Source organism: Bradyrhizobium sp. USDA 4532, assembly GCF_024171315.1.
GTDB classification, from domain to species: Bacteria; Pseudomonadota; Alphaproteobacteria; order Rhizobiales; family Xanthobacteraceae; genus Bradyrhizobium; species Bradyrhizobium australafricanum.
This window is the reverse complement of sequence record NZ_JALJZN010000001.1, coordinates 5,011,568-5,027,164: the sequence shown is the minus strand read 5'-3', so window position 1 is coordinate 5,027,164 and position 15,597 is coordinate 5,011,568. Positions and strand designations below refer to the sequence as shown.

The 15,597-nt window shown below is 63.2% G+C and carries 16 protein-coding genes; 15 read left to right on the top strand and 1 reads right to left on the bottom strand.

The window, feature by feature from the left end:
* Positions 1-246: 246 nt before the first annotated feature.
* The 11 genes from J2R76_RS23080 (at position 247) to J2R76_RS23030 (ending at position 11,088) form a co-directional block, all read left to right on the top strand.
* A complete protein-coding gene (locus tag J2R76_RS23080; protein ID WP_229189855.1) occupies positions 247-1,329 on the top strand; it encodes an AraC family transcriptional regulator in 1,083 nt (360 codons plus the stop codon).
* A gap of 182 nt (positions 1,330-1,511) precedes the next feature.
* The gene (locus J2R76_RS23075) at positions 1,512-2,321 is read left to right on the top strand and encodes a triacylglycerol lipase (RefSeq protein WP_057016379.1); all 810 of its coding nucleotides are present in this window, start codon (positions 1,512-1,514) and stop codon (positions 2,319-2,321) included.
* 60 nt (positions 2,322-2,381) lie between these two features.
* Positions 2,382-2,822, top strand: a complete 441-nt coding sequence (gene phaP, locus J2R76_RS23070; RefSeq protein WP_229189854.1) for a phasin family protein — start codon at positions 2,382-2,384, stop codon at positions 2,820-2,822.
* A 38-nt stretch (positions 2,823-2,860) separates the two neighbouring features.
* Positions 2,861-3,628 (top strand): SDR family oxidoreductase, encoded by a 768-nt coding sequence (locus tag J2R76_RS23065; RefSeq protein WP_253625013.1) that lies wholly within the window; start codon positions 2,861-2,863, stop codon positions 3,626-3,628.
* A gap of 29 nt (positions 3,629-3,657) precedes the next feature.
* On the top strand, positions 3,658-5,367 hold the full coding sequence (locus tag J2R76_RS23060) for a long-chain fatty acid--CoA ligase (protein ID WP_253625012.1): 1,710 nt from the start codon (positions 3,658-3,660) through the stop codon (positions 5,365-5,367).
* Positions 5,368-5,496: 129 nt separating this feature from the next.
* Positions 5,497-7,044 (top strand): wax ester/triacylglycerol synthase family O-acyltransferase, encoded by a 1,548-nt coding sequence (locus J2R76_RS23055; protein WP_083714891.1) that lies wholly within the window; start codon positions 5,497-5,499, stop codon positions 7,042-7,044.
* 98 nt (positions 7,045-7,142) lie between these two features.
* Positions 7,143-8,477: an MFS transporter gene (locus J2R76_RS23050; RefSeq protein WP_253625011.1), complete on the top strand. Its 1,335-nt coding sequence runs from the start codon at positions 7,143-7,145 to the stop codon at positions 8,475-8,477.
* Between the two features lie 94 nt (positions 8,478-8,571).
* The gene (locus J2R76_RS23045) at positions 8,572-9,168 is read left to right on the top strand and encodes an adenylate kinase (RefSeq protein WP_253625010.1); all 597 of its coding nucleotides are present in this window, start codon (positions 8,572-8,574) and stop codon (positions 9,166-9,168) included.
* Positions 9,168-9,455 carry a hypothetical protein gene (locus J2R76_RS23040; protein ID WP_253625009.1) on the top strand — a complete coding sequence of 96 codons (288 nt, stop codon included), beginning with the start codon at positions 9,168-9,170 and terminating at the stop codon, positions 9,453-9,455. The genes J2R76_RS23045 and J2R76_RS23040 overlap by 1 nt, the downstream gene beginning before the upstream one ends.
* Positions 9,446-10,243, top strand: coding sequence for an SDR family oxidoreductase (locus tag J2R76_RS23035; RefSeq protein WP_253625008.1), 798 nt, complete (start codon positions 9,446-9,448; stop codon positions 10,241-10,243). The genes J2R76_RS23040 and J2R76_RS23035 overlap by 10 nt, the downstream gene beginning before the upstream one ends.
* Positions 10,189-11,088, top strand: coding sequence for a triacylglycerol lipase (locus J2R76_RS23030; RefSeq protein WP_253625007.1), 900 nt, complete (start codon positions 10,189-10,191; stop codon positions 11,086-11,088). Before J2R76_RS23035 ends, J2R76_RS23030 begins: the two co-directional genes overlap by 55 nt.
* A 26-nt stretch (positions 11,089-11,114) precedes the next feature.
* Here the strand turns inward: J2R76_RS23030 and J2R76_RS23025 are convergent, their stop codons facing one another.
* Positions 11,115-12,035 carry a LysR family transcriptional regulator gene (locus J2R76_RS23025; RefSeq protein WP_256521237.1) on the bottom strand — a complete coding sequence of 307 codons (921 nt, stop codon included), beginning with the start codon at positions 12,033-12,035 and terminating at the stop codon, positions 11,115-11,117.
* Positions 12,036-12,039: 4 nt separating this feature from the next.
* On the opposite strand from J2R76_RS23025, the gene J2R76_RS23020 reads away from it, so the two are divergent.
* The 4 genes from J2R76_RS23020 to J2R76_RS23005 all read left to right on the top strand — a co-directional run bounded on the left by J2R76_RS23020 (position 12,040) and on the right by J2R76_RS23005 (position 14,890).
* The gene (locus J2R76_RS23020; RefSeq protein WP_156436135.1) at positions 12,040-12,228 is read left to right on the top strand and encodes a hypothetical protein; all 189 of its coding nucleotides are present in this window, start codon (positions 12,040-12,042) and stop codon (positions 12,226-12,228) included.
* Between the two features lie 476 nt (positions 12,229-12,704).
* Entirely contained in the window at positions 12,705-13,166 is a 462-nt protein-coding gene (locus tag J2R76_RS23015; protein WP_082653720.1) for a GNAT family N-acetyltransferase, read from the top strand.
* 224 nt (positions 13,167-13,390) lie between these two features.
* Positions 13,391-13,717 carry a DUF1488 family protein gene (locus J2R76_RS41105; RefSeq protein WP_375166525.1) on the top strand — a complete coding sequence of 109 codons (327 nt, stop codon included), beginning with the start codon at positions 13,391-13,393 and terminating at the stop codon, positions 13,715-13,717.
* Positions 13,718-13,993: 276 nt separating this feature from the next.
* Positions 13,994-14,890: a bestrophin family protein gene (locus J2R76_RS23005; protein ID WP_057016369.1), complete on the top strand. Its 897-nt coding sequence runs from the start codon at positions 13,994-13,996 to the stop codon at positions 14,888-14,890.
* Positions 14,891-15,597 lie beyond the last annotated feature (707 nt).

Below are 15,597 nucleotides of genomic sequence, written 5' to 3'. Positions count from 1 at the left end.
TCGAACCTTTTGTGCGACCGAAGCGCGCGTAAGCTCGGCACCGTGGTTGCGCTCGCGATCGCGTTCTCCCAACCTGGACCGCCCTCCCTCGGCGGTCTTTCTTTTGGCCGGTCTTGTCCGGAACTCACCTGCAAACGCGACCAATCGAACCTTCTGCTGCCCGGTCCGGCTGACTAGCCTCACTTCAGCTTGCGGGCACCGGATTGCGGGACCCGAAGCAGGCGCGGAAGGCGGACGAGGACGCTCGTGTATCACCCGTCACCAAATCTCCTGCAGTGTCTCTATTCGCCGCAACGGATCGCGGCGGTGGTGCACGTCCTGGCCGAGGAGGGGATCTCAGCGTCGCGCGCGCTCGGCGCGACCAATTTGAGGCGTGCTGACCTCAGGGATTCGTCGGTACGTGTCTCCTACCGGCAGGTCGAGACGGTATTTCGCAATGCGATGCGGCTGTCACGGAATCCGGCGATCGCGTTTCGCGCCGGAGAACGAATGCATGTCATGGCTTACGGCATGTACGGCTATGCCATGCTGAGCAGCCCGACGCGGGCCGGAGTCATTGACTTTGCGGCCAAGTATGGTCGGATCCTCGGAACGGTCGCCGACATCGACTTCACCCGCAAGGGCGATACGGTGAGCTGTCTGCTCGAGCCGTTGCTTTCGCGCGATCCGGCCGATGACGTCTATCGGTTCGCGCTCGAGTTCGCCTTTGCGACCTATCAGACGCTGAGCCGCGACGTCTATGGCAACTCGTTCCGCTTCTCGAAGCTGAGCGCCGCCTATGCGTCGCCGCCGCACGCCGGGACCTACGACCGCATCTTCCAGTGTCCGGTCGAGTTCGGCCAGCGCAGGAACGCGCTGGAATTCGACACTGCCTGGATCGACCGTCCGGCGGTCTGCCCCGACGAGATGACCAGGGCGATGGCCGGCCGAATCTATGATCAGCTTCTCGATCCTGTCGCGCGGGACGACGGTCTTGCTGCCGACATCCGGCGACGGCTCGTCGAGCATCCCGGCCGCTTCCCGAGTATCGAGGCGATGGCGGCGGAGCTTGCAATCCATCCACGGACGTTCCGCCGCAGGCTGCAGCTGCAGCGGAAAACCTACCGGCAGATCGTCTCCGAGGTCCGCATGCAGCTCGCGGTCGGTTATCTGCGCAACACGCAAATGACCAATGACGAGATCGCCGCGCGGCTTGACTACAGCGACGCGGCGAACTTTCGCCACGCCTTTGTCCGCTGGACCGGCAAAAGCCCGTCGGACTTCCGCGACGGCCGGGCGCCAGGCATCGCAGCAGGCGCGCAAGATTCATTGGCGGATGTCCCAAACTAACCGGTCAAGCGGGCCAATTGCACCTTTTACGGGTCTGACCTGCTCGATAGCGTTTTGAGACCAAGAAGATGCGCGGTTGCGCGATCGGGGTCTGCATGGCGCCGCTCGCGGCGCCGGGCAGTAATCATAAAATGTCGGGTCGTGCGGGACACACCGCGTGATCCGGGAGGGGACATTCTGACATGAATATGGTCGTCGACCGCTCTGCGCCGCCGTCGCAATTGCTGCTCGCGCTCGAGGTGCGCGGGATCTGGGAGCTGCAGGCGTTCTTCGCAAGCTATCCGCTGCTTCGCCGCGCGCCGCGCGGGGACGGACATCCGGTCCTCGTCTTGCCGGGGCTCTCCGCCAGCGATATCTCGACGCGGCCGTTGCGCGCCTACCTGAAGGCGCAAGGCTATGCGGTCCACGGCTGGAAGCTCGGACCCAATCGCGGACCGCGTCCCGGCGTCGAGGCTGCCATGGACGCAAGGCTGGCCGAGCTCGCCGAGCGATACGGTCGCAAGGTCAGCCTGATCGGCTGGAGCCTCGGCGGTGTGTTTGCGCGCGAGATTGCACGGCGCGCGCCCGATCTGGTCCGCCAGGTGATCACGCTCGGCAGCCCGTTCGCCAATGAGCCGAAGGCAAGCAATGCCTGGCGTCTCTACGAGATCCTGAGCGAGCGCCAGGTCGACGACTGGCCCGACAGGGACATCATGAAGTTGCCGCCGCCGGTACCGAGCACGGCGATCTACTCACGCACCGACGGCATCGTCTCGTGGTGGGGGTGCCGCGAGCAGCATGCCGAGCGGACACAGAACATCGAGGTCGAAGGCAGTCATTGCGGGCTCGGGCACAATCCGGCCGTGCTCTATGCGATCGCGGACCGCCTCGCGCTCGGGGAGGATGAATGGTCGCCATTCGACCGCAGCGGTCTTCGCGGCATGGTGTACCCGGATCCGGATCGAGCCGATGACAGCGCCGCCCTGTTCCGGCCGCGCTGGGCGGCCGCCTGACGCGCAGTCCACGGGACGGCGTTTCGCCGCCGCCAGCCAAGTACCGCAAGGAGGACGTCGATGGGGACCGATGACAGGCAATCCGACACAGCCGGCACGGGAGCGATGCCGTGGCTCGGGGACCTGAAGAAAATGGCCGAAAAGTTCACGCTGCCCGGGTTCGATATTGCTGCCCTGGTCGAGTGGCAGCGCAAGGACATGGAGGCTTTGGTCGAGGCCAACAGACAGGCCTACGAAGGCGTCCAGGCGCTGGTCAGCCGGCGCAACGAGATCCTGCAAGAGACGCTCGCGCAGTGGCAGGCGGCGATGCAGGGCTTCGCAAGCGGTGAAGCTATGACGAAGCAGACGGAGACTGCCAAGCAGCAGGTCGAGAAGGCGGTCGCGGATTTCCGCGAGCTGTCGCAGCTGGAAGCGCAGGCGCGCAACAACGCCTGGAAGGTCATGCAGGACCGCATGCAGGAGAACTTCGCGAACCTTCAGAAGCTGTTGCAGCCGAAATAGCGCTGCGCGTGTGAGGCGTAAACCATCGGGGGAAAGCCATGAGTCTGGCCAAGTTGCAGGACTTGACGGGGCGCGTTGCGCTCGTCACGGGCGGATCGCGGGGTCTCGGTCTTCAGATCGCCGAGGTGCTGGGCGAACTCGGCGCCAAGGTCGCGATCACCGCGCGAAAGCGGGATGAGCTTGATGCCGCGGCTGCTCACCTCAAGAGGCTTGGCGTCGAGGCGCTTCCGGTGGTGTGCGATATGGGCAGGCTGGAGACAATCCCGCCGATGATCGAGCAGGTCGTGGCCGCGCTGGGCCCGATCGACATCCTCGTCAACAATGCCGGTACGTCCTGGGGCGCCGCCACGATCGAGCATACGCTCGACGGCTGGAACAAGGTGATCAACCTGAATGTGACCGCGATCTTCGTCGCCACCCAGGAGGTCGGCCGGCGCTGCATGGTACCGCGGCGGAGCGGAAAAGTGATCAACATCGCCTCGATCCAGGGCCTCACCGGCTGCTATCCGGAAGGCACCCCGACGCTGGCCTACAACGCGAGCAAGGGCGCGGTCGTCAACCTGACCCGCACGCTTGCCAATGAATGGGCGCCGCTCGGCATCAACGTCAACGCGATCGCGCCAGGTTATTTCCCGACCAAGATGACCGCACAGCTCGACCAGAGCGCGACCGCGCATATGGCGCCGATGAATCGCGAGGGTGGCCCGGAGGACCTCAAGGGCGTCGCCGCGCTGCTCGCCTCCGATGCCTGTGCATTCATCACCGGCCAGACCATTGCGGTCGATGGCGGCGTGACCGCCGTCTGATCCGCAAGACCATAGAAGGGAGAGATCTCATGAACGATATGCCCTGGATCCGATCCTATCCCGACGGCGTGCGTTGGGACGTCGAGATAGCTCCCGGACCAGTGCAGAAGATATTGGGCGACGCCGTTGCCAAATGGCCGGATCGTCCCGCGATCGATTTCATGGGCAAGCGGATCACCTATGCCGAGCTCGGGCGGCTCACCGATCGTGTGGCCAAGGGCCTGCAGCTCCTCGGCGTCAAGCCGGGCGTCCATGTCGGCCTCTATCTGCCCAACACGCCGCACTACATCATCTCGTTTTTCGGCATCCTCAAGGCAGGCGGCACGGCGGTGAACTATTCGCCGCTGGACGCTGCCAAGGTGCTCGAACACAAGATCGAGGACAGCAAGACCGATATCCTGATCACGCTCGACATGGTTTCGCTCTATCCGCAGATGGCGGCGATGCTGGGCAAGACAAGATTGAAGAAGCTGGTGGTCGGGTCGCTCGGCGAGATCACGGCTGACCCCGACACCGTCGTCAACCAGATGAAGGCGGCCAAGCAGCTGAGCGACGTCACCTGGGACGATCATCACATCAGCTTCGGCCAGCTGACGCACAATGATGGTGTCTACCAGGCCTATCCGATCGATAATCCGCGCGAGACCATCGCCGTGCTGCAATACACCGGCGGGACGACCGGGCTGCCGAAGGGGGCGATGCTCACCCACGCCAATCTGACCAGCGCGTGCCAGCAGTACCGGGCGACGACGGCCGGCTCGCCGCCGGTTCTGGTCGACGGGCAGGAGCGCTTCCTGGCAGTGTTGCCGCCGTTCCACATCTATGCGCTTTCTGTGAATGTGCTGTTCGGCGTCCTGATGGGCGCGGAAATCATCCAGCATGTCCGCTTCGATCCGAAGGCCGCGCTGGAGGAAATCTCGACCAAGTCGGTCAGTGTCTTCTGCGGGGTGCCAACCATGTTCACCGCGCTGATCAACCATCCGGAGACGCCGAAGCATAGCTTGCGCGCGCTGAAATATTGCGGATCCGGCGGCGCGCCGTTGCCGCTCGAGGTGGCGCAGCAATTCGCCTCGATCACCGGCTGCAATTTGAGCGAAGGCTGGGGCATGACCGAGACCTCGCCGAGCGGCACCTACACGCCGGCGCAGCATGGCGCCATGCGCAAGGCCGGCTCCTGCGGCATGCCGATGCCCGGAATCGTCATCAAGTTCCTCAATGTCGACGACAGCAGCAGCTATGTGCCGCTCGGCGAACGCGGCGAGATCTGCATCAAGGGCCCGAATGTGATGAAGGGCTACTGGAACAAGCCGGACGCGACGGCCGAGGTGACTACTGCAGACGGCTACATGCGCACGGGCGACGTCGGCTACATGGATGAGGATGGCTTCATCTTCATCGTGGACCGCACCAAGGACATGCTGCTGTGCAGCGGCTACAACGTGTATCCGCGCGTGCTCGAAGAGGCGATCTACAAATATCCGGCGGTCGAGGAGGTCGCCGTGATCGGCATCCGCGACGAGTATCGCGGCCAGTCGCCGAAGGCCTTCATCAAGTTGAAGGCGGATGCCAAGCCGTTCAAGCTGGAAGAGCTGCAGGCGTTCCTGAAGGACAAGCTCGGCAAGCACGAGATGGTGCAGGCGCTCGAAATCCGCGCCGAACTGCCGAAGACCGCGGTCGGAAAGCTATCGAAGAAGGAGCTGTACGACGAGGAGGAGCGCGCCGCCCGGGCGCAGGCCTGAGATCGCCTGCGCGAACCGGATCGGCAGCGGCGGACAGGTGTCGCGCCTGGGCAATGACCGCGACGCGCCAGATATCGGCACGCCGTCATCAAGACGGCGATCGCCGTCACAACGTCAAGGGAGGGAAGAATGGATCAACTCAGCAGCATGGATGCATCGTTCCTGCATCTCGAAACGCCGGAGACGCCGATGCATGTCGGCAGCCTGATGATCTTCGATCTCCCCGAGGGTTATCAGGGCGACTACTACGAGGATGTCAAGGAGATGCTCGGCAAGCGTCTCCATCTCTCGGCATTGCTGAACCGCAAACTGGCGCAGATGCCGTTCCAGCTCGCCGAGCCGGTCTGGACCGAGGACGATGATATCGAGCTCGATTATCACGTGCGGACCGTCACCTTGCGGCGTCCAGGCACCATGGCGCAGCTCGAGCAACTGGTCGCGCGGCTGCATGCCTCGCTGCTCGATCGCAGCCGTCCGCTGTGGGAGATGTATGTCATCGATGGCCTCGAGAACGGCCAGGTCGCGTTCTACACCAAGGCGCATCACAGCGGCGTCGACGGCAAGGCCGGTGTGGAGCTCGCCAAGGTGCTCTATGATGTCTCGCCCAAGATGCGCGAGGTGCCGCCGCCACGGCGCAAGCGCGCCTCCGGGCAATACCAGCTCGGCGTGACCGAGCTACTGCAGGCGGCGGCCAACAATGCGGCCCAGCAATACCGCAAGCTCGCGGAGCTGCTGCCGACGGCGGCCAAGGCGCTCGGCACCGCCGCCACCGTGATGGCCAGCCAGCGCTCACAGAAGGGGGAGCGCTCGCTCAGCCTTGGACTGGCTCCGAAGACGGTGTTCAACGATTCCATCACCAACCAGCGCTCCTACAGCACGATGTCGCTGCCGCTTGCCGACATCAAGGTGCTGGGCAAACGTGTCGGCGGCACCGTCAACACCATCGTCATGGCGATGTGCAGCATCGCGCTGCAACGCTTTCTCGCCGAGCGCGGCCTGCTGCCCAAGGAAGCCCTGATCGCGATGGTGCCAGTCAGCCTGCGTGCCGAAGGCGACAAGGCGATGAACAACCAGGTCTCCGCGGTACGCGTCGACCTGGCGACCGATATCGATGACCTGCCGACCCGGTTCAAGGCAATCCACGCGTCATCCGAGGCGGCCAAGGCAGTCGTGCGCGAGCTCAAGCCGGTGCTCGGCGTCGATGTGCCGATCACGGGGTCGCCGTGGCTGATGACGGGGCTCGCCTCGCTGCTTGGCCGCTCCAACCTCGCCAGCCGCATGCCGGCAGCGGGCAACGTGCTGATCTCCAACGTGCCGGGACCGGGGCAGCACCTCTACATGGCCGGCGCACGGATGGTGCATTATTTCCCGGTTTCGATCCCCTATCACGGCAGCGCGCTGAACATCACGGTGCACAGCTATGCGGGACTGCTTGAGTTCGGTTTGACCGCATGCCGGCGCGTGCTCTCGCAGGACGAGTCCTACGAGATGATCGAGCACCTGCGCGCCGCCCTGCGCGAGATCGAGGCTCTGCCGTCGGTCGAGGCCGAGATCGTCGAGCTGCAACCTGCGGCTCAAGCGAAGGCGCCATCCGCGACCGCGGCGTCGGTGACGGTCATCCAGACCGACGAGGTGCCACCGGCCGCCGCAAACGACAAGGCGAGCCGGGCCAGCTAGGCGCGGAGGCCTTCAACGCTTCACATCGCCGGAGTCGGGACGCCACCGCGGTCTCCCGCCCGGCGCCGGAATCAAAAGAACATTTGGAGGAAACTAGGATGCACCCACCCGCCGCAAAGGGATCGCTGTCGGTACTGGAAAGTCCGGCGCATAAATCCCTGTTCTCGAAGATCGATAGGCGCCTGATCCCGCTTCTGCTGATCGCCTACATGATCGCCTATCTCGATCGCATCAATATCGGCTACGCGCAGCTGCAGATGAAGCAGACATTACCGTTCGACGATGCGGTCTACGGTCTCGGCGCGGGCATCTTCTTCGTCGGATATTTTCTGTTCGAGGTGCCGAGCAACCTGCTGCTGGAGAGGATCGGCGCGCGCAAGACCCTGCTGCGCATCATGGTGCTGTGGGGACTCGCGGCATCCGCCATGATGTTCGTGTCGACGCCGTTCCAGTTCTATGTCGTCCGGTTCCTGCTCGGCGTGTTCGAGGCCGGCTTCTTTCCCGGCGTAATCCTGTACTTCACCTATTGGTATCCGTCGGCGCGGCGCGGGCAGGTGATCGCCACCTTCATGTCGGCGACAACGATCGTGTCCGTGATCGCCGGTCCCTTGTGCGGCTCGATCCTGAAGTATTTCGACGGTGCCGGCGGCCTTCATGGCTGGCAGTGGCTGTTCCTCGTCCAGGGTCTGCCGGCGCTGACACTCGGCATCCTGGTCTACGTCCTGCTCGAGGACAAGCCCGCGCAGGCCGCGTGGCTCTCGAAGGACGAGAAAGCCCTGCTCGAGGACACCTTCCAGCACGATGAGAAGGACATCGAGAGCGAACCCTCGGGAACGTTCGGGCAGATGCTCAAGGACCCCAAGGTCTATGTGTTGTCGTTCGTCTATCTGCTGCTGCTCGGCGCGACCTACACGATGGTGTTCTGGATGCCGACCCTGATCCAGAGCTGGGGCGTCAAGGATTTGTTCCTTGTCGGTGTTTATGCCGCGATCCCGAATGCCGCCGGCGTCATCGGCATGATCCTGATCGGCCGTCACTCCGACAGGTGGCACGAGCGCCGCTGGCACTATGCCGCCTGCGTCGCGATCGCCGCGTTCGGCCTGTTCGTCACGACGATGCTGCAGGGCAACCTCGTCGGATCGATCCTTGCGCTGTCCTTTGCGGTGATCGGCATTGCGTCGGCGACGCCGCTGTTCTTCGCGCTGACCAGCGAATACCTCTCCACCGGTGCCGCCGCCGGCGGGCTTGCACTGATCAGCAGCCTTGGAAACCTAGGCCCGGCCATCAGCCCCTCGATCAACGGCCTGATCGTGCGGAGTACCGGCGACAACATCTACAGCATGTACTTCGTGATGGCGCTCTACGTGCTGTCGGGATTGCTGTTGCTGCTGTCGATGCGGCCTGCGCCCAGTGCGCGCCTGGCGATGGCGTGAGGACGAAACGAGCGGCCCGGCCCGCACGGAGCCGGGTCGCTCGACGCTCCGCGGGAATGCTGCCGGTGATCGAGCGAATATTGGGACACATGCGATGAGGATCGTTCTGCTGGGGCCGCCTGGCGCGGGCAAGGGAACACAGGCGAAGCGCCTGGTCGAGGAGTACGACATACCGCACCTTTCGACCGGCGACATGCTGCGTGCTGCGGTTGACGCGGACACCAGTATCGGACGGAAAGTCAAGGATACCATGGTGAGGGGTGGGCTCGTTCCCGATCAGCTCGTGATCGCCGCGGTGATCGAACGCATCTCGCAAGCCGATGCCAAGCATGGCTTTGTGCTCGACGGCTTCCCGCGAACGATGGCCCAGGCGGTCGGCCTCGACGATCTGCTCGATACCGAGGGTCTTGCGATCGACCATGTCGTCGAGCTCAAGGCCGACGAGACGGTGTTGCTGGACCGGATCGAGACGCGGGCCCGCGAGGCGAGAGCGCAAGGTGGCGCGGTGCGCGCCGACGACAATCACGAGACGCTCAAACTGCGTATCGATGCCTATAACGAGCAGACCGCGCCGCTGGTCGACTACTACCGATCGCGAAACATCCTTCGAACCGTCGACGGACTGCAGCCGGTCGATGCGGTCGCCTTCGCCGTCGTCAAGGCGATCGGCCAGGATCGGTCGGTGATGTGATGCCGGCGACGCAAAGTCGCGACCCTCGGCTGTCCGGCTATCCCGACCGGATCGAGGTGCTGGAGCCATTGCGCAAGTCGCTTGGCGAGGTGAAGGAGACGGCCGACCAGTTCGAGCAGGCCCAGCTGTTGTTGCGGGCGATCGAACGGTTCTCGCGCAGATATGCTGCCGACCGGAACTGCGGCGGTGCACCCGCCGAGCTGGCGCGGCGGCGGCTTGTCGCACGCGCCGTTCGTGGATTGCGCAGAACCGTTCTGGCAACGAAGGGAGGCGCCTCATGTCGGTGAGCGGAGATGAAGGTCAATGCGCGCTGGTGACCGGAGCATCGGGCGGCATTGGGCTCGAGCTCGCGCGCGTGCTCGCGGCCAATCGCCTCAGCCTCGTGCTGCTGGCGCGTAGCCGCGACAAGCTCCAGGAGCTCGCGCGCGAGCTCAAGGCAAGTCATGGCGCCAAGGTGACCATCGTGGCCGCCGATCTGAGCGAGCCGGCGGCGCCGCAGGCGGTGTTCGATTCGCTTGACGACGCCGGCGTGCGGGTCGACCTGCTGGTGAACAATGCCGGTCTCTTGCTCGAAGGACGCGTCGGCGCAATCGGCCTCGACGATCAGTTGCGGCTGCTGCAGGTCAATGTCGTCGCCATGACGGCATTGACCCGTCTGTTCCTCGCGCCGATGCTCGAGCGCAACAGTGGACGGATCCTGAACGTTGGGTCGGTCGCGGCCTTCATGCCGGTGCCGAATCTTGCGGTCTATGCCGCGTCAAAGGCCTATGTGCTGTCGTTCGGCGAGGCGTTGTCGCAGGAATTAAGTGGCAGCAAGATCACGCTGACGACGTTGTGTCCCGGCGTGACGAACACCGGAATGGTCCAGGGCACCAATCTCGGCAACATGCCGAGCATGATGATCATGGATGCGAAGACCGTCGCACAGGAGGGCTACCGCGCCTGCATGGCAGGCAAGCCGGTGCATGTCGCAGGGCTTGCCAACGAACTGGCGGTCCAATGGATCAAGTATCAGCCGAGTTGGCTGTTGCGGGCCATCGGCGGTGTGTTCGGAAAGGCCGCGCCGCCGAACTGACGTCTCGTGCTCGCCGGCAATGCACGGCTGCACGGGCCATTCTTGACCATCAACAACGGACGCTACCCATGGGAAGTGACGAGCAGACCGTCGAACCACCCTCGCTCGCGCTGCTTGCCGCGGAAGGGCGCGGCTTTCTCGACATCCCGGCGCTGATTGCCGTGGCGGCGCCGCTTCTGGCGACCGCGCCGCGGGGGCAACGCCATCCGGTGATGGTTCTGCCCGGGTTGGGCGCCGATGACCGGTCGACCTTGGCCATCCGCTCATTCCTCGAGTTCCTCGGCTATCAGGTTCATGGATGGGGCCGCGGCCGCAATGTGCGCGCGCCAGACGCCGACCTTGCCGCCGTGGTGGCGCGAGTCCTCGAACTCGAAAAGCAGGGCGGCTCGAAGGTCAGCCTGGTCGGCTGGAGCCGTGGCGGCATCATTGCGCGCGAGGTTGCCCGGCAAATCCCGGCGGCGGTGCGGATGGTCATCACGCTCGGCAGTCCATTCGCGGCGCCGGGGGCGAGCAATGTTCGCGCGATCTGGCGGCTTCTGACCGGCCAGAAATACCAGCCGCCGACGGCCGAACGGATCAGCCGCCTCGCGCAACCGATTCCCGTGCCGTCAACATCGATCTATACCCGCACCGATGGCGTGGTGGCGTGGCGCGCCTGCCTGGAGCAGGAGGGCGGAGAGCGCGAGAACGTCGAAGTGAACACGACGCATTTGGGGCTTGGCTTTCACGCGCCGGCGCTGTGGGTGATTGCCGATCGCCTCGCCCAGCCGGCGGGAACCTGGAAGCCGTTTCGTGCGCCTCCGCAGGTCGGAATCTGGTTTCCGACAGCGACGCGCCGCGATTGAGATCGAAAGGGCGCAGCTGCCTGAGGCTACCGCGCAGCGCTTCCCGGTGACCGCATCTCGGCGACCATCATCCGCAGCAGCTGCATTGCGGCGGGCGGCAGCGTGCGTCCCTGACGGGAGACCACGTGGGTGCGGCCACGATGCAGCAGCGCGTTCTTCATCGGGAGCGCCACCACCTTGGCGGCATCAGCCTCCGTCATCGCAAGGCGCGACGCCAGCGCATAACCAAGTCCGGCGGTCACGTAATGGGCGAGCGCATCGAACGAGGCGGTCGTGAACGCGAAATTGAGGCGAACGCCTTCGCTGATCTCGGCGGCCTGGACATGCTGGCGCAGGCCGAAATTCGGATGCATCGCGGCGCCTGGGTAAGGCGCGAGGTCGGCGAGCCTGAGCGGCCGGCCCAGCTGGGTCAGCGGGTGCCCGCGCGGTACGATAGCCTTGATCGGGTGCGGCTGCGAATGATGCGAGCGCAGCCGATCGTCGCGAGGCGGATTGAACAGGACGCCGATATGCGCGCGTTCTCCCACGACTTGCTGGACGATCTCGTCGGTACTGCCGATGTCGAGGCTGATCGTGATCTTCGGGTGGCTTTGCATGAAGCGGCACAGGCTGCTCTTGGCCAGCCAGTCGACATAACCTTCGCCCGTCACGAGATCGATATGACCCGACTCAACTTTGCGAATGCTGTCTATCTGCGCCAGCAGCGCCCGTCGTTCGCCCTGCTGGCGCTGCAGGTAGGCGGCCAGCAGTTGGCCGGCGTCGGTCGGCGCGACGCCGCGGCCCCGTCGTTCGAGCAGGCGCGCGCCACATTCCTTCTCGAGCAGGCCTAGCGCCCGGCTGACCGCAGAGGCGTCCATGCCGAGCGCGCCGGCGGCGCCGCGCACGGAGCCGCTATTGAGCACTTCCATGAAATAGTGCAGTCGGCGCGGCTCCAGCTTCGCATTCATCGGCATGGTCCTGATCGTTGCAAGTCGCGCAACGAATATTCAATGGCATGGCCATTTATGCAAGTGCGTGAATGTGGGCGCGCGACAACGGATCAGCGTCGGAAATCGTATTCGCGATCCGGGATTGGCCGGCTCGCTCGCGCCCGCAGGTTTCGGCGAACTTCAAGGCGATCCTGCCGTGGCGGACCGTTGAGCCTTGGCGGTTTGGCATGGCGTCGAGACAGGATCGTCTGGATTTTTTCCCAGACGCTTCCAGCCTTCGGAACAGCGAAAACTCGAAGATTCGAACGTGTCGCCTGAAGTCCTGCCAAGATTTCCGACGTGACCGGCGGCGGCCCCTCCCTCGTCGAACCAGGATCGTCTCTTCAAGTCCGTTGCATAAGCAATGTGTCGCTTGGCGCAGTATCTGTCCGGACTTCGTCCGCAGATCAGCCGCTTGCTCCAATCTGGCGGAACATCTCATGTCGCGCAATCGTGCCTTGACTCACTGAGTGCGGCGAGCAGGGTGCTCCACGCAAAGGTGATAGAAAAGTTGTCCATAACAACACAGACAGATTGTCCGTTGTCGTTCGATGCTCCTTCTGGATCGCCGGCATTGTTGCACACCGGAAATGGTCCATCTATTGCTCGGAACGCTTTCGATCGCGTCACGAAGTTGATTGTTTTGCGATGACAGATATTCGAATACTCACCGCAGAGCCAGGAGCGATCGAAGTGGCTATCTGCGCGCGTTGGCGCGTCAATTCATTTTCAATGCTTCGTACTTCCTTCGAGGAAGAGCTAAGATCATTGCAACAATTTGCTGCCGATCGGAGCCTTGGCGTGCTGCTCGTCGTGAAAGCAGATGGTGCGCCGATAGGCGCCTGCCTTTTGGTTGAGTCCGAGTTCGAGCCGAATCACGATGTCGCACCATGGCTCACAGGTCTGTTCGTTGTCCCCGAACATCGCAATGAAGGAGTGGGCACCATCTTGGTGCGGGCGATTGAGGATCAAGCGCGGCAGCGCGGATTTTCGCGGCTAAACCTCTATACGTCAGAGGCAACCGGCTTCTATGCGCGGCTCGGATGGTCGACCGCCGATCGCACCAATTGGAGGGGCGTCGATGCAACTCTCATGGTTCGAGATATATGAAGCGACCTCACGGGCTTTGGGTTCGGCAGTCGCGCCACCCTCCTCGAGGCATCGACAATCCGCCGACGGTAGGTGCCTCGGAGAGGCCCCTGGTCCCAACTTGTCCGCCGCAAGGGACAAAATGTCTGCCTTAAAGGCGGCCATAGCGCTCTAATTCATTGAATTTGCGTCGTCTTGGGATTTGGCGTGCTCTTTGCTCTGGGAGTGATCGGGTCAATGATCGTATGGCCGCTCGGTCCGGGTTGATCCGGGCGCGACCATCGTTTGAGGACTGTCAAATGGCGCTCGCGCGAGATCCCGATGGTCAGTATGAGGTTCACCGTCATGGAATCTTTTTCGTGATGTGCAAGGATAATTCCGAGGTCACGTGCATGATCGCGCGCCGAGCTCTCAACGTGATGCGCGTTCGGTTTCATCCCATTCCAAGCGCGGAGGAATTCTTCCTTATGCGTCGAGCGCGAATCGAACGCGCCGCCAGCGACAAGTTTGAAAACCGTCAGTCCAGCGCCACCCGCGTGGTTTCGCTCGATCGGTTCGACGTGGATTTCTGAGCCAAACTCAGCTTTATAAATGATGCTACAACTCGACAAAGCGGCCGCGTTCCCTGCTCCGTCACAGGGAAGTCCTCCCGGATACAAAGCATCGATGTCCACAGCGATCAGGTCCGGTTGTTGGACACTCGGCGTGCTCTCGGGCATTTCCCGAGCCAATCCAATTGTTCGATGGTCAAAGTATCTGCTCCGGCCTGCCCGAGGCAGCGAAACTCGGACTAGCGCAGCTTTGCAGTCCGGGCATGAGAAGCAGCCCCGGATGTCGGGGAGGCTGCAATGATCGTGCGCTCCAAGCCCGGCTTCTGGGACGTTGCGTTTGCCGTCAATGGATCGATCTTGCCGCGGATCGCGCCGCATCTGGTCGCGATTGCTCTGATCAGTGTGTTGGCGATTTTTGCTGCCATGGAGCATCCGGGCATCTTCGCGCGCATCAGTGCGGTTCCGTTCACGCTGATCGGCATAGCGCTGTCGGTCTTCATGAGCTTCCGAAACAGCACATGTTACGCCCGCTGGTGGGAGGGACGCGAACTCTGGGGCAAGCTGATCATCGCCAGCCGCTCGTTCGCGCGTCAGATCTCCACCCTCGAAGACGACGACCGGCGCGTCCTGCTCCGCGGCCTGTGCGGCTTTTGCTGCGGGCTAACGGCACGCCTTCGGGGTGAAGACGAAGTGGCGGCAATCAAACCGTGGAGTGAGATCGACGCTGCTTCAGGCGGTCCCAACCCCACCAATGCCGTGCTCAACCAGATCGGGCTGCATTGTTTGATGCTGATGAAGCGGGATCGGATCGAGCCGATCCACTACGCCGTTCTGGAAGGGCAACTCACCGCGCTTTCCGACGTCCAGGGCGGTTGCGAGCGCATCGCGTCCACCCCGGTGCCATTCGCCTATTCGCTGCTACTGCATCGGACCGCGCTGATCTTCTGCGTGACGTTGCCGTTCGCGCTTGCCGGATCGCTCGATTGGTGGACGCTGCTGCCCGTCCTGCTCGTCGCCTACACCTTCTTCGGTCTCGACGCGCTTGGCCATCAGCTTGAGGCACCCTTCGGGTTGGAGCCGAATGCGCTCCCGCTTGACGCAATGAGACGAGCCCTTGAGCGCGAGCTGCTCGCTCTGCTCGGTGAGCGCGATCTGCCCGCTCCCATGGAGCCTGTTCAGAATGTGCTGATGTAATGCAAAACAAGTGGCATAGCGCATGCTGACGGCGCGGTGGCGTCAGGGCTTGTCGCGCAGACGGACGCGACATGCCTCGCGTGGAGGGCGCGACCCCGGCCTGGGGTAGTCTAAGGGTGGCCGGGGCCGCGCTTACTCCGCGCTGGCGTACCGAATGTCATTCAATGCTCAACGGCACGGAAGGTGCCGAAAGTAACGCTCCCGCCGGAAAGGGCGAAGTGCGCTCTAATCACTCCAACGATTCAGTGTGGGGTGGCGGCGGGTCGCCAGGAAAGATCATTGGACCAGACGTAGATGGCTATGGCTGCCAGACATAAGGCGATACCGATCCAGAAAATGGGAGAATGATGGATTGGTCGCCGATCTCTCAAGGCGCGCTTCATCTCGATTTCCTCATTGGCGCGAACAATCAACGAGTTTCCACTCACGTGAGGTTAAACGAAAGCGGCGTTGAAGTCATTTGTCATCACGTGGCTCACGTCGTTCATTGCGTCAGGCAAATGTCTGTCGGCGCTGAACCCATCCCACGCCCAATAGTAACGCGTTCAGGCTGGTTGGCGTCGGCGCGGCGCCGGCGCGGCCGTTGTCGGCGGACAACTTGGCCAAGTCTGTCGTGACAAATTGTCCATTGCCGGTAGCCAAGACCGCCTAACTCATTGATATGACGATGCGCTCAGACTGGCACGCCTGTTGCTAACCTTTCCTCG